At 64.4% G+C, this 20,792-nt stretch carries 18 protein-coding genes; 16 read left to right on the top strand and 2 right to left on the bottom strand.

Annotation, left to right across the window (positions count from 1 at the left end):
- Positions 1-86: 86 nt before the first annotated feature.
- Positions 87-1,220: an aminomethyltransferase family protein gene (locus EJ068_RS24305; RefSeq protein ID WP_127250312.1), complete on the bottom strand. Its 1,134-nt coding sequence runs from the start codon at positions 1,218-1,220 to the stop codon at positions 87-89.
- Positions 1,221-1,515: 295 nt separating this feature from the next.
- Between EJ068_RS24305 and EJ068_RS24300 the strand changes: the two genes are divergently transcribed.
- The 16 genes from EJ068_RS24300 to EJ068_RS24225 all read left to right on the top strand — a co-directional run bounded on the left by EJ068_RS24300 (position 1,516) and on the right by EJ068_RS24225 (position 19,212).
- Positions 1,516-1,803: a hypothetical protein gene (locus tag EJ068_RS24300; RefSeq protein ID WP_126062327.1), complete on the top strand. Its 288-nt coding sequence runs from the start codon at positions 1,516-1,518 to the stop codon at positions 1,801-1,803.
- 12 nt (positions 1,804-1,815) lie between these two features.
- A complete protein-coding gene (locus tag EJ068_RS24295) occupies positions 1,816-2,193 on the top strand; it encodes a hypothetical protein (RefSeq protein ID WP_127250311.1) in 378 nt (125 codons plus the stop codon).
- A gap of 16 nt (positions 2,194-2,209) precedes the next feature.
- A complete protein-coding gene (locus EJ068_RS24290; protein WP_042645899.1) occupies positions 2,210-2,371 on the top strand; it encodes a hypothetical protein in 162 nt (53 codons plus the stop codon).
- A 13-nt stretch (positions 2,372-2,384) separates the two neighbouring features.
- Positions 2,385-3,791: an amino acid permease gene (locus EJ068_RS24285; RefSeq protein WP_126078667.1), complete on the top strand. Its 1,407-nt coding sequence runs from the start codon at positions 2,385-2,387 to the stop codon at positions 3,789-3,791.
- Positions 3,792-3,837: 46 nt separating this feature from the next.
- Complete coding sequence (locus EJ068_RS24280; RefSeq protein WP_189342043.1) at positions 3,838-4,527, top strand: hypothetical protein; 690 nt, start codon at positions 3,838-3,840, stop codon at positions 4,525-4,527.
- Positions 4,524-4,853: a hypothetical protein gene (locus EJ068_RS24275; RefSeq protein ID WP_127250310.1), complete on the top strand. Its 330-nt coding sequence runs from the start codon at positions 4,524-4,526 to the stop codon at positions 4,851-4,853. Before EJ068_RS24280 ends, EJ068_RS24275 begins: the two co-directional genes overlap by 4 nt.
- 86 nt (positions 4,854-4,939) lie before the next feature.
- Positions 4,940-5,836: a glutamine amidotransferase family protein gene (locus tag EJ068_RS24270; protein WP_127250309.1), complete on the top strand. Its 897-nt coding sequence runs from the start codon at positions 4,940-4,942 to the stop codon at positions 5,834-5,836.
- A 4-nt stretch (positions 5,837-5,840) separates the two neighbouring features.
- A complete protein-coding gene (locus tag EJ068_RS24265) occupies positions 5,841-6,572 on the top strand; it encodes a GXGXG domain-containing protein (RefSeq protein WP_127250308.1) in 732 nt (243 codons plus the stop codon).
- 8 nt (positions 6,573-6,580) lie between these two features.
- Complete coding sequence (locus EJ068_RS24260) at positions 6,581-7,909, top strand: FMN-binding glutamate synthase family protein (RefSeq protein ID WP_127250307.1); 1,329 nt, start codon at positions 6,581-6,583, stop codon at positions 7,907-7,909.
- A 35-nt stretch (positions 7,910-7,944) separates the two neighbouring features.
- Positions 7,945-9,252 (top strand): type III glutamate--ammonia ligase, encoded by a 1,308-nt coding sequence (gene glnT / locus EJ068_RS24255; protein ID WP_126078672.1) that lies wholly within the window; start codon positions 7,945-7,947, stop codon positions 9,250-9,252.
- 38 nt (positions 9,253-9,290) lie between these two features.
- The gene (locus EJ068_RS24250; protein WP_127251345.1) at positions 9,291-10,544 is read left to right on the top strand and encodes a sarcosine oxidase subunit beta family protein; all 1,254 of its coding nucleotides are present in this window, start codon (positions 9,291-9,293) and stop codon (positions 10,542-10,544) included.
- 15 nt (positions 10,545-10,559) lie between these two features.
- Positions 10,560-10,835: a sarcosine oxidase subunit delta gene (locus EJ068_RS24245; protein ID WP_127251344.1), complete on the top strand. Its 276-nt coding sequence runs from the start codon at positions 10,560-10,562 to the stop codon at positions 10,833-10,835.
- Positions 10,835-13,816, top strand: coding sequence for a sarcosine oxidase subunit alpha (locus EJ068_RS24240; RefSeq protein ID WP_127251343.1), 2,982 nt, complete (start codon positions 10,835-10,837; stop codon positions 13,814-13,816). Before EJ068_RS24245 ends, EJ068_RS24240 begins: the two co-directional genes overlap by 1 nt.
- Entirely contained in the window at positions 13,809-14,432 is a 624-nt protein-coding gene (locus tag EJ068_RS24235) for a sarcosine oxidase subunit gamma family protein (protein WP_127251342.1), read from the top strand. The genes EJ068_RS24240 and EJ068_RS24235 overlap by 8 nt, the downstream gene beginning before the upstream one ends.
- A 259-nt stretch (positions 14,433-14,691) precedes the next feature.
- A complete protein-coding gene (locus EJ068_RS24230; RefSeq protein WP_127251341.1) occupies positions 14,692-17,061 on the top strand; it encodes an aminomethyltransferase family protein in 2,370 nt (789 codons plus the stop codon).
- A gap of 441 nt (positions 17,062-17,502) precedes the next feature.
- Complete coding sequence (locus EJ068_RS24225; protein WP_127251340.1) at positions 17,503-19,212, top strand: APC family permease; 1,710 nt, start codon at positions 17,503-17,505, stop codon at positions 19,210-19,212.
- A gap of 81 nt (positions 19,213-19,293) precedes the next feature.
- Here EJ068_RS24225 and EJ068_RS24220 read toward each other — a convergent pair whose 3' ends face one another.
- A complete protein-coding gene (locus EJ068_RS24220; RefSeq protein ID WP_127251339.1) occupies positions 19,294-20,634 on the bottom strand; it encodes an LLM class flavin-dependent oxidoreductase in 1,341 nt (446 codons plus the stop codon).
- Between the last annotated feature and the right edge of the window lie 158 nt (positions 20,635-20,792).

Here is a 20,792-nt window from a genome sequence, read left to right as displayed (position 1 = left end):
TTGGAGCATGATCTTTTCCGAAAACCGGTTCCCACGTTTCGGGATCATGCTCTAGTGCCTCGAAACTCCTCCCCGTTGATGATGCCTCAACCCTTGGCGGTCCGCTTGGTCTTCTTCGGATCGTCGAACGGCAAGGGTTGCGCCGTCGCCTTGATCGAGCCGCTTCTGTTGCGGATCTCGAGCTTGGTGTCCTTGACCGCGCAGTCAACGTCAAGGCGGGCGATGCCCATCGATTTCTCGACCAGGGGCGAATACATGGCGCAGGTCACCACGCCGACCTTTTTGCCGTCGCGGTAGACCGGCGCGCCTTCGTCCGCCGGCTCCTTGCCGTCGAGCAGCACGCCATAAATCTTGAAGCGCTCCTTGCCCTTCAGCCGATAATGCTCCTCGGCGCCGCGGAAACCGGTCTTGCCGGGGCTGACGGTGAAGTCGAGGCCGAGCTCCCACAGCGTGTCGCCGGGGCCTTCGTTCTCGAACGGATATTTCTGGGAATTGTCGTAGGGGTAGAAGAGCAGATAGCTCTCGACGCGCAGCATGTCGAGCGTGGTGAAGCGGCACGGGATGATGCCGGCGCTCTTGCCCTCCTCGAGGATCCTGTCCCAGATCGTGCCGGCGTCCTGGCCGCGGCAGAAGATCTCGTATCCGCGCTCGCCGGTGTAGCCGGTGCGCGAGATCATCACCGGGAATCCGAAGAGCTGCGTCTGCATATGATGGAAATAAGGAAGGTCGCGGATGCCCGGCACATGCTTGGCCAGATAGTCGACGGCGGTCGGCCCCTGCAGCGACAAATCGTGCAGATTGTCGTCGAAGCGCAGCGAGACGTCGCGCCCAATGGCAGCGCGCTGCAGCTCCTCATGGCCGGTGCCGGAGCCGTGCACGACCATCCACGAGTTCGGGCTGATGCGGTAGAGGATGCAGTCGTCGGTGAACTTCCCGGCCTCGTTCAGCATGCAGGCATAGGCCGACTTGCCGGGATAGATCTTCTCCACGTCGCGCGTCGTGGCGAGATCAATCAGATGCGAGGCGTGCGGGCCGGTGATGTGGACCTTCTTCAGGCCGGAGACGTCCATCAGCCCGGCCTTGGTGCGGATGGCGATATATTCCTCGTCGGCGTCCTTGTCATAGGTCCAGGCGGTGCCCATGCCGCTCCAGTCCTCGAGTTTCGAGCCGAGCGCGCGATGGCGATCCGCCAGGGTCGAGAATCTCCAGGATGCCGTCATCCGATCGTCCTCCGTGCGATTAGGTCGCTTTAAGCGGTTGCTGTTCCCTGCTCCTGCTTGGCGGCGGAGCTTACTCGAATATTGACCGCAAACGGCGGAGCCCTGCAATCCCCTTGAAGCAAATAATTTCATTGTCAGGCAAATTTCTTGCCCGTGGACAAACGCCTTACGAAGCGTAAATCCGGCTTGACAATTTCGAAGATCGGTCGGAATTTATGAAAAAAATTTCACTCTCTAGAAAGAGTGGACGCCCGGTCGATTTCGGGGCCGGACGTCGCCAGAAGGGGAAAAACCGATGTCCGACCTGCAGCAGCGCATCGAAGCGCTGTACCGTTCCGACGTGCGCGGATCCGTGCTCCTGATCGTCTGCCTGTGGGCGACGATCCTCTTCGTCCTCCTGATGACCTGGGCGTACATCCCCGACAGCGGGATCAAGCTCGTGGTGGTGATCGCGGCTGCCGCGGTGCTGATCTTCAACACCGCCGCCATCCTGGCGATGCTCAACCACTACAAGGAAGACAAGGACTTCATCTACGGCCTCGACATCAAGAACGCCGACGCGTTCCGCAACAGCAAGTCCTGAGGGGGAAAGACCATGTCCCGCTACATCCCGCCGAAACAGAGCAAGGCCGGCCAGATTTTCGACATCGCCGTCGTCGTGGTCGCTATCTTCGTGGCGCTGTGGCTGCCGCTGAAGCTCGGCCTCGCCGGCGCGGCGAAATCCATCGATCCCCTGGACGCCAAGACCTGGGACGCGCTCGGCCAGAACGCCACCATGGCCTCGATCTGGGAGAAGCTCGGCTATACGCCCGAGACCGCGCACGACATCATCCAGAACCGTTTCCACTACATCATCGACTGGCCGACGCTGATCATCATGCCGATCGTGCTGGTCGCCTATTTCGTCTTCCTGTTCCGCGCCTCCGATCGCGAGTATCGCGAGGTGATCAACGAAAAATTCGACGACAAGTAATTCGGGGACAAGATCCATGTGGATGGCAATCAACTACGCCTGCTGGGGCATCTCGGTCTTGCTTGCGCTCTGGATGCTCTACGACTGGTTCAAGATCGACACGACCTATTCCGAGGACGTGCTGACCTCCTCGCGCGAAGGCGAGCTTGAAGCCGTTTCCGAGAAACACCGGATCTGAGTGGGGACTGACGATGACCGCTGCGGTTGAAACGGGACTGACGACGACGATCCACGGCGACAGGGTCTCGTTGCTTCGGGTGCTCGGCCCCGCCCATGTCTGGGCGCTCGGTGTCGGCATCGTGCTGGTCGGCGAGTTCACCGGATGGAATTTCGCGGCAGACAAGGGCGGCGCGCTGGCCGCGCTGATCGTCTGCTGGATCGTCGGACTGCTTTACACCTCGGTCGCCATGATCGACTCGGAGGTGACCTCGACCGTGGCCGCCGCCGGCGGCCAGTACGCGCAGGCCAAGCACATTGTCGGGCCGCTGATGGCCTTCAACGTCGCGCTGTTCCTGGTGTTCGCCTACACGATGCTCGAAGTGTCGGACGCCATCCTACTCGGCGACACGATCGTTGCCAAGGCCGGCGTCGAAGGGCTGACGCACAATTCCTTCATCGCCGCGACCATAGTCGTGCTCGCCTGGCTCAACTATCGCGGCGTGCTGATGACGCTCAACGTCAACTTCGTCATCACCGCCATCGCCTATGTCTCGATCGTCATCCTGTTCTTCTCCGTCAGCCCGTGGACGCAGGGCGCGGTGCTGAAGCTCAACGAGTTGGTCACCCCCGGCAACGCGCTGCCCTATGGCTGGATCGGCGTCATCGCCGCCTTCCAGTTCGGCATCTGGTACTATCTCGGCATCGAGGGCACCACGCAGGCGGCCGAGGAAGTGCGCTCGCCGGCGCGCTCCCTGCCCTACGGCACCATGGCCGGCATGATCACGCTTTTGATCGCGGCCGCCATGACCTGGTATGTCTGCGCCTCGCTGATGCCCTGGGAATATCTTGGCATCACCTATTATCCGCTGTGGGACGCCGGCAAGCTCACGGGCAGCCCGCTGCTGGAGAACCTTTTGTTCATCGCGACGCTGCTGGCGGCGCTCGCCTCGGCCAATGGCTGCATCAACGACGCGGCGCGCGCCTGGTTCTCGCTCGGCCGCGACCGCTACCTGCCAAGCTGGTTCTCGGCGGTGCATCCGAAATACCGCACGCCCTATCGCTCGATCCTGTTCCTGCTGCCGATCGCGCTCGCCTTCGCCTTCATCGCCGACCTCAACCAGGCGATCACCTTCTCGATCCTGTCGGGCGTGCTGCAATACACCTTCATGAGCATCAACATCATGATGTTCCGCAAGAAGTGGCCGCTGGGCTCGATCCGCCGCGGCTACACGCATCCCTTCCATCCACTGCCGGCGATCGTGCTCTTCTGCCTCTGCATGGTAACGTTCTTCGCCATCTTCCTGGGCTTCGGCTCACAGCTGATCGCGATGACGGTGTTCTATTTCTTGATCTCGCTATGGTTCCACTTCTATCGCTACAAGTTCGTGCGGCGCGGCGACCAGTTCTCCATGCCGTGGCCGAAGCCGCAGGGTTATTGAGTGGAGTGAAGGCCCGCCTCTCGACGGCGGGCCGTGGCGTGTCGAAATGTCGGAACTGACGTCAATATTGCTTGCCGGGGCGATCGCATTGGCGGTCGTTGCCCATATTGCCTGGCTCGCGCGCGCCAGCCGCAACAGGGCGAAGGCGGCTCTGGCCGCCGACACGGCGAGCGTCTGCAGCGTCGTTCTCGATGCCGCCGACATTTCCAGCGGCACGGCCGGCGTGGTCACCTGGGCCGGCACGTGGAACGGCCAGCGCGTTCAGCTGCGCACCATCGTCGACACGCTGGCGACGCGAAAGCTGCCGACGCGCTGGCTCAGCGTCTCGATCACTGAGCCGGTCGCCGTGCCGGGCATTTTCGACATGATGATGCGGCCGAATTCCGCGACGACGTTCTCCAACTTCGACCATCTGCCGTACACGCTGCCGAAGGTGCTCGGCTTTCCCGCCGACGCGGTGCTCAAGACGGACCGCAGAGGCGTCGCCTTTCCGCAGGATCTGATCGCCGCGCATATCGACATCTTTGCCGAGGGGCGCGCCAAGGAATTGCTGATCACGCCGAACGGCGTGCGCATCGTTTGGCTGCTGGCCGAGGCCGAGCGCGCGCGCTACGGCGTCTTCCGGCAGGCCGCGTTCGGAGATGCCGGGCTCGATCCGGCCTTGATCGAAAGGCTGCTCGAGGCCGCCTCCACGCTTCGCCAAGCCATCAACCGGCACGAAAGGCAGGCGGCATGAGCGACGGAACCGCCACCCCTGCTCCCGTCAATCCCTATCTCGTGCTCGGCGCGGCGGTCATTTTACCGGCAAGCGGCCACGTCATGCTCGGCGTGCCGGTACGCGGCCTGCAGTTCCTGTTCTTCATGGTGATCCTTGGCTGGATAACGACCAAGCTGGCGCCGGCCGATGCCAGCTTCATCGGCCGCCATGCCGGCGCTTTCCTGATCTATGCTTTCTCGATCCTCGACGCCTACAAGATCGCACGTGTCCGCCATGCGATCTGGGTTCACAAGGCGCGCCCGGGCGGCGATAGTGCCGCAGGCGATGTGCCGCCCAACATGTAACCACAGGAAAATTTCTTTCATAGCAATTGAATTCGGCTCGCTCATTGAGTACATCATCTGAGAGCCAAAAAACGTTGGAGGCTGGCATGTGCGGAATCGTCGGACTTTTCTTGAAGGACAAGGCGCTGGAGCCGAAGCTCGGCGCCATGCTGTCGGAGATGCTGGTGTCGCTCAGCGACCGCGGACCGGACAGCGCCGGCATCGCCATCTATGGCGCGGCCACCGGCAATGAAGCCAAGGTCACCGTGCAGTCACCGAAGGCAGATCGCGATTTCCGCGGCCTCGACGCCGAACTCGCCAAGGCGATCGGCGCGCCGGTTAGCGTGGCGGTGAATTCGACGCACGCCGTCATCAGGACCACGCCGGACAAGGTCGATGCCGCGCGTGAAGCGCTGCAGACGCTCAGGCCCGACATCCGCATCATGGGCGCCGGCGAGGCGGTTGAAATCTACAAGGAGGTCGGCCTGCCGGAAACCGTCATCGATCGCTTCCATGTGCGCTCGATGAGCGGCACGCATGGCATCGGCCATACCCGCATGGCGACGGAATCGGCGGTCACCACAATGGGCGCGCATCCGTTCTCGACCGGCGCCGACCAGTGCCTGGTGCATAACGGCTCGCTCTCCAACCACAACAATGTGCGCCGCGAGCTGATCCGCGACGGCATGAAGTTCGAGACCGAGAACGACACCGAAGTGGCCGCTGCCTATCTTTCCAACCGGATGGCGCATGGCAAGAATCTGGGCGAGGCGCTGGAAGGCACGCTCTCCGACCTCGACGGCTTCTTCACCTTCGTCGTCGGCACCAAGAACGGCTTCGGCGTGGTGCGCGACCCGATCGCCTGCAAGCCGGCCGTGATGGCCGAGACCGACCAGTATGTCGCCTTCGGCTCGGAATATCGCGCGCTGACCAAGCTGCCCGGCATCGACAATGCGCGGGTCTGGGAGCCCGAGCCCGCAACCGTCTATTTCTGGGAGCATTGAGCCGATGCCGGCAACCCCAATGTCGAAGGCCGAGCGCGAGCAGGGCGATGCGAGGATCTTCGACCTCTCGCTACATTCGCTGCGCGAATTGAACCAGGCGCTGCACAAGCTCACGCCCGGTTCGAACGAGACCGCATGGGAAGTGCTCAACCCGAAAGGCAGCCATTCGGTCGCCGTCGGCGTCGACCAGCCGGTCACCATCGATGTGCGCGGCAGCGTCGGCTATTACTGCGCCGGCATGAATGACGGCGCCGCGATCACCGTGCATGGCTCGGCCGGCCCGGGTGTCGGCGAGAACATGATGTCGGGCTCGATCGTCATCAAGGGCGATGCCAGCCAGTATGCCGGCGCCACCGGCCGCGGCGGCCTGCTGGTCATCGAGGGCAACGCCTCGTCGCGCTGCGGCATCTCGATGAAGGGCATCGACATCGTCGTGCACGGCAATATCGGCCACATGTCGGCCTTCATGGCGCAGTCCGGCAACCTCGTGGTGCTGGGCGATGCCGGCGACGCGCTGGGCGATTCCATCTACGAGGCGCGGCTCTTCGTGCGCGGCAAGGTGGAGAGCCTCGGCGCCGACTGCATCGCCAAGGAGATGCGGCCCGAGCATATCGAATTGCTGCAGGGCCTGCTGGACAAGGCCGGCGTCACCGGCGTCAAGGCGTCGGAATTCAAGCGCTACGGCTCGGCCCGCAAGCTCTACAATTTCAACATCGACAACGCCGACGCGTATTGAGGACAGAAATGGCCTATCACAATCCTCCCACGACGCCGCGCAAATCCGCGACCTTCGACGACTACACGCTTTCCGAAATCCGCCGCGCGGCGGCGACCGGCATCTATGACATCCGCGGCGCCGGCGCCAAGCGCAAGCTGCCGCATTTCGACGATCTGTTGTTCCTCGGCGCCTCGATCTCGCGCTATCCGCTCGAAGGCTATCGCGAACGCTGCGACACCTCGGTGGTGCTCGGCTCGCGCCATGCCAAAAAGCCGATCGAGCTAAAGATCCCGATCACCATCGCCGGCATGAGTTTTGGGTCGCTTTCCGGTCCCGCCAAGGAAGCGCTTGGCCGCGGCGCGACGATCGCCGGGACATCGACCACCACAGGCGACGGCGGCATGACCGAGGAAGAACGCGGCCACTCGAAGACGCTGGTCTATCAGTACCTGCCGTCGCGCTACGGCATGAACCCGCGCGACCTGCGCCGCGCCGACGCCATCGAAGTGGTCGTCGGCCAGGGCGCCAAGCCCGGCGGCGGCGGCATGCTGCTCGGGCAGAAGATCTCCGACCGCGTCGCCGAGATGCGCACCCTGCCCAAGGGCATCGACCAGCGTTCCGCCTCGCGCCATCCCGACTGGACCGGGCCGGACGATCTCGAGATCAAGATTCTCGAGCTGCGCGAGATCACCGACTGGGAAAAGCCGATCTATGTGAAGGTCGGCGGCGCTCGGCCCTATTACGATACGGCACTCGCTGTGAAGGCCGGCGCCGACGTCGTCGTGGTCGACGGCATGCAGGGCGGCACGGCCGCGACACAGGAAGTGTTCATCGAGAATGTCGGCCAGCCGACGCTTGCCTGCATCAGGCCGGCGGTGCAGGCGCTGCAGGACCTCGGCATGCACCGCAAGGTGCAGCTCATCGTTTCCGGCGGCATCCGCAACGGCGCCGACGTCGCCAAGGCGCTGGCGCTTGGCGTCGATGCGGTGTCGATCGGCACGGCGGCGCTGGTCGCGCTCGGCGACAACGATCCGCGCTGGGAGGCGGAGTACAATGAGCTCGGCACCACAGCCGGCGCCTATGACGACTGGCACGAGGGCCGCGACCCGGCCGGCATCACCACGCAGGACCCCGAACTGATGAAGCGGGTCGACCCGATCGCGGCCGGACGACGCCTGGCGAATTACCTCAAGGTGATGACGCTGGAGGCGCAGACGATTGCCCGCGCCTGCGGCAAGAACAGCCTGCACAATCTGGAGCCCGAGGATCTCGTTGCGCTTACCATCGAAGCCGCCGCCATGGCCGGGGTGCCTTTGGCCGGCACCAACTGGATACCGGGAAAGAACGGCTTCTAGGACAACTTCCAAGACCACATAAGCGAGGAACTATAATGGGGAACGATCTCGCCGCATTCGCCAAGGAGAACGGCGTCAAATATTTCATGATCTCCTACACCGACCTGTTCAGCGGCCAGCGTGCCAAGCTGGTGCCGGCGCAGGCGATCGCCGACATGCAGAAGGACGGCGCCGGCTTTGCCGGTTTCGCGACATGGCTCGACCTGACGCCGGCGCATCCGGACATGCTGGCGGTGCCGGACCCGGATTCGGTCATCCAATTGCCGTGGAAGAAAGACGTCGCCTGGGTGGCGGCCACCTGCGTGATGGATGACAAGCTCGTCGACCAGGCGCCGCGCAACACGCTGAAGCGGGTGATCGACGAAGCGGCCCGCGACGGCATGCATGTCAAGACCGGCGTAGAGGCCGAGTTCTTCCTGATCTCGCCCGACGGCAAGGCGATCTCCGACGAATACGACACAGCCTCGAAGCCCTGCTACGACCAGCAGGCGGTGATGCGCCGCTACGACGTGATCGCCGAGATCTGCGACCACATGCTGGCGCTGGGCTGGGGCCCGTACCAGAACGACCACGAGGACGCCAACGGCCAGTTCGAGATGAACTGGACCTTCGACCACGCGATGGCGACCGCCGACAAGCACTCCTTCTTCAAGTTCATGGTCAAGTCGATCGCCGAGAAGCACGGCCTGCGCGCGACCTTCATGCCGAAGCCCTTCCAGGGCCTGACCGGCAATGGCTGCCATGCGCATATCTCGGTGTGGGACGAGGCCGGCAAGACCAATGTCTTTGCCGACAATTCGGAAGAGCTTGGCCTCTCCGCCAAGGGCAGGAACTTCCTTGGCGGCATCATGAAACATGCGTCGGCGCTTGCCGCGATCACCAATCCGACGGTCAACTCCTACAAGCGCATCAACGCGCCGCGCACCATCTCTGGCGCGACCTGGGCGCCGAACACGGTGACCTGGACCGGCAACAACCGCACCCACATGGTGCGCGTGCCGGGGCCCGGCCGCTTCGAGCTGCGCCTGCCGGACGGCGCCGCCAACCCCTATCTCCTGCAGGCGGTGATCATCGCCGCCGGCCTCGACGGCATCCGCTCCAAGGCCGACCCCGGCAAGCGCTACGACATCGACATGTACCAGTTCGGCCATACCGTCACGGATGCGCCGAAACTGCCGCTCAACCTGCTCGACGCGTTGCGCGAATTCGACAACGACAAATCGCTCAAGGCGGCGCTGGGTGAGGAATTTTCGTCGGCATATCTAAAGCTGAAGCAGCAGGAATGGAATTCCTATGCTTCGCACTTCACGCAGTGGGAGCGCGACCACACGCTGGATATCTAGCATCCAGCGTTGAGGGTGAGCGGCCTCGGAATGATTTTATGAAATACTCGATCTTCTCGCTCGCCCGCGCCGCTCTCTCCGGGCACAAGAACTGGCAGCCGACCTGGCGCGACGCAGCACCCAAGGATCGCTACGACGTGGTGATCATCGGCGGCGGCGGGCACGGGCTCGCCACCGCCTGGTTCCTCGCCAGCGAGTTCGGCATCCGCAACGTCGCGGTGCTCGAAAAAGGCTGGATCGGCTCCGGCAACGCCGGCCGCAACACCACCATCATCCGCTCCAATTACGGCCTGCCCGGCAATACCGGCTTCTACGAATTGTCGATGAAGCTGTGGGAGACGATGGAGCAGGACCTCAACTACAACGCCATGGTCAGCCAGCGCGGCGTGCTCAACCTCTATCACTCCGACGCGCAGCGCGACGCCTTCGCCCGGCGCGGCAACACGATGCGCATCAACGGCATCGATGCCGAGCTGCTCGACCAGGCGGCGCTGCGAAAGATGCTGCCGTTCCTGAACTTCGACAATGCGCGCTTCCCCGTGCAGGGCGGGCTGTTGCAGCGGCGCGGCGGCACGGCGCGGCACGACGCCGTGGTCTGGGGCTATGCGCATGCGGCGAGCGCGCTCGGCGTCGATATCATCCAGAATTGCGAGGTCACCGGCTTCACGCGCGACGCCTACGGCAAGGTGACCGGCGTCGAGACCTCGCGCGGCAAGATCGGCGCCGGCAAGGTCGGCATGGCGGTGGCGGGTTCTTCCTCGCGTGTGGCGGCGATGGCCGGCCTGCGCCTGCCGATCGAAAGCCATGTGCTGCAGGCCTTTGTCTCCGAAGCGATCAAGCCGCTGATCCCCGGCGTCATGACCTTCGGCGCCGGACACTTCTATGTCAGCCAGTCGGACAAGGGCGGGCTGGTCTTCGGCGGCGACATAGACGGCTACAATTCCTACGCGCAGCGCGGCAATCTGCCGGTGGTCGAGGATGTCTGCGAAGGCGGCATGGCTCTGATCCCGATGATCGGCCGCGTGCGGCTGTTGCGCCAATGGGGCGGCATCATGGACATGTCGATGGACGGCTCGCCGATCATCGACAAGAGCCCGGTCGACGGCCTCTATATCAATGCCGGCTGGTGCTATGGCGGCTTCAAGGCGACGCCTGGCTCGGGCTTCGTCTTCGCTCATCTTCTGGCGCGCGACGAGTCGCACAAGGAGGCTGCCCGCTTCCGCCTCGACCGCTTCCAGCGCGGCGCCATGATCGACGAGAAGGGCCAGGGCGCCCAACCAAACCTGCACTGAGGCCGCCAGTAGACCATGCGTATCACCTGTCCCTTCTGCGGCGAACGCGAGCTCGGCGAGTTCACTTATCTCGGCGACGCCAAGCCGCAACGCCCCGCGGCCGATGCCGACGCGGATGCCGTCTACGACTATGTCTATCTGCGCGACAACATCGCCGGCGTGATGAGCGAGCACTGGTACCATGGCGGCGGTTGCCGGGCGTGGCTGAAGGTCACTCGCAACACGCTGACGCATGAGATTTCGGCGGTCGAGGCGGCTGCAGGCGCCGGCGCCGCCAAGGTTGGTGCGTGATGGCCGGCGATCAGGCAAACCGTCTCACATCCGGCGGCCTCATCGACCGCTCAACCGCGCTCAGCTTCCGCTTCGACGGCAAGAATTTTTTGGGCTTCAAGGGCGACACGCTGGCTTCGGCGCTGGTCGCCAATGGTGTCAAGCTGGTCGGCCGCTCGTTCAAATATCACCGCCCGCGCGGCATCCTGACCGCAGGGTCGGAAGAGCCGAACGCACTGGTCGAATTGCGCAGCGGCGCCAGGCGCGAGCCGAACACCAAGGCGACCACCGCCGAGCTTTATGAAGGCCTCGAAGCCGCCAGCCAGAATCGCTGGCCGTCGCTCAATTTCGACGTCATGTCGGTCAACCAGCTGTTCGCGCCGATCTTCGTCGCGGGCTTCTACTACAAGACCTTCATGTGGCCGGCGAAGTTCTGGGAAGCAATCTACGAGCCGGCGATCCGCCGCGCCGCCGGCCTCGGTCGCGCGGCGGGCGTTTCCGATCCCGACCACTATGACAAGGCCTGGGCGCATTGCGACGTGGTGATCGCGGGTTCCGGGCCGGCTGGTCTGGCGGCTGCCCTTGCCGCCGGCCGCAGCGGCGCGCGCGTCATCCTGTGCGAGGAGGATTTCGTCCTTGGCGGGCGGCTGCTTGCCGATGGCGGTCCGATCGACGGACTGCCCGCCGCCGAATGGGTTGCGCGCGCGGTTGCCGAACTGACTGTGATGCCCGATGTGCGCATCATGACGCGCACATCCCTGTTCGGCGTCTATGACGGCGGCACCTATGGCGCGATCGAGCGCGTCAACGACCATCTGCCGGTCCCGCCGGAGCATCAGGTGCGGCAGCGGCTGTGGCGGATTGTGGCCAAGCGCTGCGTGGTTGCCGCCGGCGCGATCGAACGTCCCATCGTCTTTGCCGGCAACGACACACCGGGCGTGATGATGGCGTCGGCCATGCGCAGCTACATCAACCGCTACGCCGCTACGCCGGCGAGACACATCGCGGTCTTCACCAACAATGAAGACGGCTGGCGCACGGCCGAGACGGCGATCGCCGCCGGGCTGCAAGTGGCGGCGGTGATCGATGCGCGGCCGGATGTTTCGCCGGCGCATCGCTCGCTGGCCAGCAAGGGCGGCTTTCCGGTGCTGCACGGCTCGGTCTCCGCTGTCGATGGCGGCAAGACCGGCGTGCGCAAGATTTCCGTCTCCCTGACCGGCGGCGCGCGCGCCGAGGTCGAGGCGGACGGGCTTGCCGTCTCGGGCGGCTGGAACCCGGCGGTCGGCCTTACCTCCTATCATCGCGGCCGACCGAAATGGCGCGACGACATCGCCGCATTCGTGCCGGACGGCGCGCCGCCCGGCATGGTCGCCGCGGGCGCCGCCAACGGCGCCTTCGGTCTCGGCGCCTGCCTGCGCGAAGGGTTCGAAGCCGGCGCTGCCGCGGCGCGTGATGCCGGACGCAGCGGCAATATCGGCTCGATGCCAGTCGCCGACGACGCGGCTTTCTCGCTAACGCCGCTCTGGCATGTCGCCGGCAAGGGCAAGGCCTTCGTCGACCAGCAGCATGACGTCACGGCTTCCGATGTCGAGCTGGCGCAGCGCGAGGGTTTTCAATCGGTCGAACATCTGAAGCGCTACACCACGCTCGGCATGGCGACCGACCAGGGCAAGACCTCCAATGTCGCCGGCCTCGCCATCATGGCGGCGGTCAGCGGCAAGTCGATCCCAGAGACCGGCACGACGATCTACCGGCCGCCTTATGTGCCGGTCGCCATCGGCGCCTTCGCCGGCCATCACCGCGACGAGAATTTTCATGCGACGCGGCTGACGCCGTCACATCACTGGGCGGCCGAACAAGGCGCGGTGTTTGTCGACACCGGGCTTTGGAAGCGCGCGCAGTGGTATCCGCGCGCCGGCGAGAAGGACTGGCTGGAATCGGTGACGCGCGAGGTCAAGGCGGTGCGCTCGGGTGTCGGCTTCTGTGACGTCTCGACACTCGGCAAGATCGACGTGCACGGCCCGGACGCCGGGGCCTTCCTCGACCGCGTCTACATCAACGCCTTCTCCAGCCTCGCCGTCGGCAAGGCGCGCTACGGGCTGATGCTGCGCGAGGACGGCATCGTCTATGACGACGGCACGACCTCGCGTCTGGCCGAAGATCATTATTTCCTCACCACCACCACGGCCAAGGCCGGGCTGGTGATGCAGCATCTGGAGTTCTGCCGGCAGGTGCTGTTCCCCGAGCTCGATGTGCAGCTCACGTCGGTTTCCGACCAATGGGCGCAGTTCTCGATCGCCGGGCCGAAGACCCGCGATCTCTTGAAGGAGGTCGTCGATCCGTCCGAGGACCTGTCGAACGAAGGTTTTCCTTTCATGGGCGCGCGGGAAGTTGCGTTGCGCGGCGGCATCAAGGCGCGGCTGTTCCGCATCTCCTTCTCCGGCGAGATGGCGTTCGAGATTTCGGTGCCGGCACGCTATGGCGAAGCGATGGCACGCAATTTGATGATTGCCGGGAAACCCTTCGGCGTGACGCCTTACGGCACCGAAGCGCTCGGCGTGATGCGCATCGAAAAAGGCCATGTCGCCGGCCCTGAGCTCAACGGCACCACCACTGCCGGCGATCTCGGTCTCGGCAAGATGATGTCGACCAAAAAGGATTTCATCGGCCGCGTCATGGCCGGCCGCGAGGCGCTCACCGCGCCGAACCGGCAGGTGGTCGTCGGCATCAAGCCGACCGACAAGGCGCGCCGCCTGCGCTCAGGCGCGCATATCATTCCGAAGGGCGAGACCCCCGGCCCCGAGAACGACCAAGGCTATGTCACCTCGGTCTGCTTCTCGCCGGTGCTCGACCAGTGGATCGGGCTCGGCCTCGTCGAGCGCGGCCGCGAGCGGATCGGCGAGATGGTGCGCGCGCATGACCCGCTGCGCTCAGAGGACTACGATGTCGAACTCTGCAATTCCGTCTTCTACGATCCGGATGGAGGGCGCCAGCGTGGCTGAGTTTTCCTGGGACGTCCGCAGCCCGCTCGAGCGAGCACTGGTCGCCGGCCCTTACGGCGCGCAGGGCGACTCCGGCGTGGCGCTGGCCGAGATCCGCAATTTCGACCTCGTGCAGGTGATGGCGCGGCGCGGCAAGGCCGGCGAGATGATAGCGGCTGCGAAGGCGCGCTTCGGCGTTGCCGCGCCGGAGACGCCCAAGGCGATCGGCACCTCGGACGCGTCGCTGATCTGGTCGGGACCGGACCAGTTCCTTGTGCTGTCCAAGGGCGGCAAGCATTCGATTGAGGCGCTTGCCCCCGGCTTTGCCGGTTCGGCATCGCTGTCAGACCAATCGCATGCGCGGGCGTTGATCAGCGTCTCCGGAGAGAAGGCGCGCGCAATGCTCGCCAAGCTGTCGTCGATCGATTTGCATCCCAGTGTATTTGGCGTAGGTGCGGCGGCGGCGACCTCGATGGATCATACGAGCGTCACGCTGTGGCGCGGTGGTGATCGCAACGGACTGGCTGTTTTCAATCTGCTGGTGTTTGCAACTTTTGCCGAGAGCCTTTGGCACACTGTGCTGGATTTCGCTGCTGAATATGGCGTGACCATCGGCCATTCCGAGGAACCGGCGTAGCCGCTGCGCGCTCTCCTTCTCCCCTTGTGGGAGAAGGTGGATCGGCGCGTTAGCGCCGAGACGGATGAGGGGTGTTCCAGCGAAGTGAGACGCTGGCTTTCCCTGGAGCACCCCTCATCCGTCGCCTTCGGCGACACCTTCTCCCACAAGGGGAGAAGGGAAGTCCCGCCTTGCCAAAAGCCCTCACCCTGCTATTCTCTCGGCGGAAAATAATTTTACACACAGGCAAACTTGTTTCTCGCTCGGAGGAGGGTTTGAGATGAGCCAGTCGCCCTACCCCGCCGTCCTGTCCGGGCCGCCCAAGCCCAGCCTGATCCTGAGGCCCGGCGAGATCCGCTTGCCCCCCGGGCTGGAGCGCTACACCGTGCAGGGCAATGGCGCGGTGCTGATCGACGTCGAGGCGGGCGACAGCGTCAGTGTGACCAATGTCGAGGGCGGGCAGCCTTGCGAATTGCTGGCCTGGGATAAAACGGGGATCACCGATCCCGGCATTTTCGGTGAGAGGTCGAACAGCAATGCGGCCGGCATCAAGGCGCTCCTTGCCGAAGGGGACGACAGTCTCTCGGCGGTTCGCCTCAGCCTCGAGCGCCGCAAGGTGGAGCTCGACCAGCCGATGGCCGTGCGCGTGTTCGGGGGCGCCACTCCGGCGGGCACCGAGCAGAGTTTTTCCGTGCAGCGCGATGGCGCGCTGCTGATCGCGGCGCCCGGCGGGCCTATGCTGGTCGACGGCCACAACACGGCGACGCCACTCACCGTGATCGTGCGCCGCGCCACGATCCGGCTGAAGACAAGAGGGCAGCTTGCCGATCCGCTCGCCGATCCGGTGCTCGATCTCAGGGTGAAGTCGGCGACCGCCGAATCCTATTTCGTCAAGGCCGGCGACTATCTGCAGATCATCGACGTCGACGGCCGGCAGTGCACCGATTTCCAGTGCTTTTCGGCGCGCAAGCTGGACAAGGGCTGCGACCTGCCGCTCGACGTGACGACAACGCGCACGCTGATGGGCTCGGCCTATCCGATGCCCGGCCTGCATTCGAAATATTACGATCAGGACATGGAGCCGCTGGTCGAGGTGGTGCAGGACACATGCGGCCGGCACGACGCCTTCGCGCTCGCCTGCGCCGCCAAATATTACGACGACATCGGCTATCCGGGCCACACCAACTGCTCGGAGAACTTCAACAAGGCGCTTGCCGACAATGGTGTCACGCCCCGCGCCGGCTGGATGGCCATCAACTTCTTCTTCAACACGGCGATCGACGCGCATGGCGTGATGGTGTCGGACGAGCCCTGGTCGCGGCCGGGCGACTATGTCTTGATGCGCGCCCTGACCGATATCGTCTGCGTGTCCTCGGCTTGCCCGGACGACACCACGCCCGCCAATGGCTGGGACCTCACCGACATCCATGTGCGGACCTATTCCGGCCAGCACAAATTCTCGCGAGCGATCGCCAGGCGCATGAAGCCCGACTCGGAACCGAAAATGACCCGCGAGACAGCCTTTCATTCGAGCTTTGCCAAGCACACGCGCGATTTCGTCGAATACAGGGGCTATTGGCTGGCCAATTCCTTCGCCAAGGAAGGTCCCATCGCCGAATACTGGGCCTGCCGGCAGGACGCCGTGATCATGGACCTGTCGCCGCTGCGCAAGTTCGAGGTCACGGGACCGGACGCCGAGGCTCTGCTGCAATACACGCTCACCCGCGACGTCAAGAAGCTCGGCGTCGGCCAGGTCGTCTATACGGCGATGTGCTACGAGCATGGCGGCATGATCGACGACGGCACGCTGCTTCGGCTCGGCAAGGACAATTTCCGCTGGGTCGGCGGCGACGATTTTTCCGGCGAATGGCTGCGCGAGACCGCCAAGAAGCTCGGCCTCAACGTGCTGGTGCGCTCTTCCACCGACCAGATGCACAACATCGCCGTGCAGGGACCGAAGAGCCGCGACATCTTGAAGGAGGTCGTCTGGACCTCGCCGGTGCAGCCCTCGATCGGCGAGCTCGAATGGTTCCGCTTCGCCGTCGCGCGCATCGGCGGCGGCAACGGCGTGCCGGTGGTGGTCTCGCGCACCGGCTATACGGGCGAGCTGGGCTATGAAATCTGGTGCCATCCGCGCGACGCCGAAAAAGTGTTCGACGCCGTCTGGGAAGCCGGCCAGCCGCACGGGCTGAAGCCGATGGGCCTGCAGGCGCTGGACATGGTGCGCATCGAGGCCGGACTGATCTTCGCCGGCTACGAATTCTCCGACCAGACCGATCCGTTCGAGGCCGGCATCGGCTTCACCGTGCCACTCAAGACCAAGGTCGACGACTTCATCGGCCGCGACGCGCTGATCCGGCGCAAGGAGCATCCGCAGCACAGGGTCGTCGGCCTCGACATCGACGCCAACATCCCGGTTGGCCATGGCGACTGCGTCCATGTCGGCCGCGCCCAGATCGGCGTGGTTACCTCCGGCATGCGCTCGCCGGTGCTCGGCAAGACAATCGCGCTGGCACGGCTCGACGTCACCCATGCCGAGATCGGCACGGAGGTCGAGATCGGCAAGCTCGACGGCCACGCCAAGCGGCTGCCGGCGCGCGTCGTGGCCTTCGCGCATTACGATCCGCAGAAGACCAAGCCGAGATCCTGATAGCGGCAGCCCTTGCCTTCTCCCCTTGGGGTGAGCAGCCGGTTCCCCGAAGGCGAGTTCATCGTGCCACTGGCACGATGAAATGCCAGCGAACGCCAGGACGCTGCGAAGCAGCGGGGACCGGGAGGTGGATCGGCCCCCGGCCCTTCGCAGACTCAGGGCGTTCGAAGCTCGAAAAGCCAAGCAATTGGCTTTTCGTTCGCTGCGCGACCGCTTCTCACCCCACAAGGGGAGGAGGAAAGAGCCGATGTTTCGCAAGCGTGATGTGCATGACATCCACAAAACGCTTGACGCGAAAGCGCGCCGGATCAATCTTCACTCTAAAGAAAAAAATACGACTGAGTGGAAACACCACGGTTGGGCCATAGTGGCCGGGGAGCAAGCTTCGCGAGAGCCGAAGCGTCGCCGGCGGGGAACAGAAAAAAGGGGAAGACACAAGATATGAGCACGATAAGCACGGCCCTGGAGCAGCCTGCCGAAAGCAAGCTGCTCAGGCATATCGACTGGCGTGGCGCCTTCTGGGTGGCGAGCGGCGTTCCGGCGCTGGTCCTGTTCTCGATCGGCGGCATTGCCGGCACGACTGGAACCCTGGCCTTCCTGATCTGGACGGTGTCCATGATCATGGGTTTCCTGCAATCCTTCACCTATGCGGAGATTGCCGGCCTGTTCCCGAACAAGTCGGGCGGCGCCTCGATCTACGGCGCTACCGCCTGGCTGCGCTATTCGAAATTCATCGCGCCGCTGTCGGTGTGGTGCAACTGGTTCGCCTGGTCGCCGGTGCTGTCGCTCGGCTGCTCCATCGCCGCCGCCTATATCCTCAACGCCCTGGCACCGATCCCGGTCTTCTCCGAGACCTCGCCGGAGGTCGTCGCCTATATCGCCGCGCATGCGGGGACGGCCCCTGCCGACGCCATCGCGGCGGTGACGGCCGCCGCGACGCCGGCGATCCGCACCTGGACGCTGTGGGGCCATACGCTGGGACCCGTCTCCTTCACGCTCAACGCCACCTTCTTCATAGGGGCGGTGCTGATGCTGGTCATCTTCGCCATCCAGCATCGCGGCATCCTCGGCACGGCCAATGTGCAGAAATATATCGGCCTGCTGGTCATCATCCCGATGCTGATCGTCGGCGTGGTGCCGATCATCACCGGCCAGATCGACTACGCCAACTTCTCGCCGCTGGTGCCGCTGGCGGCGGCCTATGCGCCCGACCCCGGGTCGTGGAACATCGCCGGCTGGACACTCGTGCTGGGCGGCATGTTCATCGCCGCATGGTCGACCTACGGCTTCGAGACCGCGGTCTGCTACACGTCGGAGTTCAAGAACCCCGGCACCGACACGTTCAAGGCGATCTTCTATTCCGGCCTGCTCTGCATGCTGTTGTTCATCCTGGTGCCCTTCACCTTCCAGGGCGTTCTGGGCCTGAACGGCATGCTTGCGACGCCGATCGTCGACGGCTCGGGCGTCGCCGACGCGCTGGCCGGCATGGTCGGCGGCGGCAAGCTGATCCACAGCCTGCTGGTCATGCTGATGATCCTGGCGCTGGTGCTCTGCATCATGACGGCGATGGCTGGCTCCTCGCGCACGCTCTACCAGGGCTCGGTCGACGGTTGGCTGCCGCGCTATCTCAGCCATGTCAACGAGCACGGCGCGCCGACGCGGGCGATGTGGACCGACCTGATCTTCAACCTGATCGTGCTGGCCATCGCCTCGGCCGATGCGACGAGCTTCTTCTTCATCCTCGCCGTGTCGAACTGCGGCTATATCATCTTCAACTTCCTCAACCTCAATGCCGGCTGGATCCACCGCATCGACAACGGCCACATCACGCGGCCGTGGCGGGCGCCGACCTGGCTGCTCGGCATCGGCGCCATCTTCGCCTATGTCAACGCGATCTTCATGGGCGCCGGCGCCAAGGTCTGGAACCCGATGGCGCTGTGGGCCGGCCTGATCACGGCTGCCTTGATCATCCCGGTGTTCTGCTTCCGCCATTACATCCAGGATGGCGGCAAATTCCCCGACCATATGATGGCCGATCTCGGCATGGCGGGGGCCGACCTCTCGGTCAAGAAGGCGGGCATGCTGCCCTATCTGACGCTCGCCGCCGGCGTGATCGTGATGCTGATCGCCAACTGGGTGTTCGTCATCTGACGTGGCAACCCGAACGAAACGGGCGCGCCTCGGCGCGCCCGTTTTCTTTTGCGAGTTGGTCGAAGCAGAGATCAGCCGGCCTTACGGACGGCCCTCCTCTTCAAAGAACCGGTTCGGCGGCCGCTTCAGGCCGAGATTCTCGCGCAGCGTCGATCCTTCATAGTCGCGCCTGAAGATCCCGCGACGTTGCAGCTCGGGCACCACCTTCTCGGCGAAGTCGTCGAGCCCGGCGGGCAGATAGGGGAACATGACATTGAAGCCATCGGAACCGTCGGTGAGCAGCCATTCCTCCATCTCGTCGGCGATGGTTTTCGGGGTACCAACGAAAGCCAGTCCGGAATAGCCGCCGAGCCGCTGCGCTAGCTGGCGAACGGTCAGGTTTTCACTGCGCGCCAGTTCAATGACGCGTTCGCGGCTGCTCTTCGAGGCATTGGTCTCCGAAATGTCCGGCAACGGTCCGTCCGGATCGAAACCGGACGCGTCGTGGCCGAGCGCGATCGACAGCGAGGCGATGCCGCTCTCGTAATAGACGAGGCTGTCGAGCTTCGCGCGCTTGGCCCGCGCCTCCTCGACACTGTCGCCGACGATGACGAAGGCGCCGGGCAGGATCTTGATGTCCTCGCGCGCGCGGCCAAGTTTTTCCGCTCGGCCTTTCACGTCGGCAAGGAAGCGCTGGCCGGATGCCAGGTCGGGCGGCGCAGCGAAGATCACCTCCGCCGTCTCGGCGGCCAGTTGGCGTCCGACGTCAGACGCGCCGGCCTGGACGATGACCGGCCAGCCCTGCACCGGCCTGGCGATGTTGAGTGGCCCTCGCACCGACAGATGCTCGCCCTTGTGGTCGAGCACATGGAGTTTCGCCGGATCGAAATAGAGCCCGCTCTCCGCATCGCGGATGAAGGCGTCGTCGGCAAAACTGTCCCACAACCCGGTAACGACATCGTAGAACTCGCGCGCCCGGTGGTAGCGCTCGTCATGCTCGACATGCTCGTCGAGGCCGAAATTCAGCGCCGCGTCGGGATTGGACGTGGTGACGATGTTCCAGCCGGCGCGTCCGCCGCTGATATGGTCGAGCGAGGCGAAGCGGCGGGCGATGTGATAGGGCGCGTCGAAGGTGGTCGAAGCGGTGGCGACCAGGCCGATGTGGTCGGTGACGGCGGCAAGCGCCGAGAGCAGCGTGAACGGCTCGAAGGACGTTACCGTGTGGCTGCGCCGCAGCGCCTCGATCGGCATGTTGAGCACCGCCAGATGATCGGCCATGAAGAAGGCGTCGAACTTGGCCGCCTCGAGCGTCTGCGCGAAACGCTTGAGATGCGCGAAGTTGAAGTTGGCGTCGGGATAAGCGCCCGGGTAACGCCAGGCGCCGGTGTGAAGACTGACGGGGCGCATGAAGGCGCCGAGCCGCAATTGCCGTTTTTCTGACATGAGGAATGATCCAGCGATGACGAGCGTTGCCGCTCCGATATTAGCGCAGGATCGGCCTGCATCGCGCCGCTGAAAAGGAATTCTGTTTTGCCGAAGCCCTGCCGCGGAGCATTTTCGCCCGGCTGGCCTTTATGCGGATCATCCGCCACCGGCTTTCG

This window comes from Mesorhizobium sp. M2A.F.Ca.ET.043.02.1.1 (assembly GCF_003952405.1).
Classification (GTDB): Bacteria; Pseudomonadota; Alphaproteobacteria; order Rhizobiales; family Rhizobiaceae; genus Mesorhizobium.
This window is presented reverse-complemented; position numbering and strand designations above follow the sequence as displayed.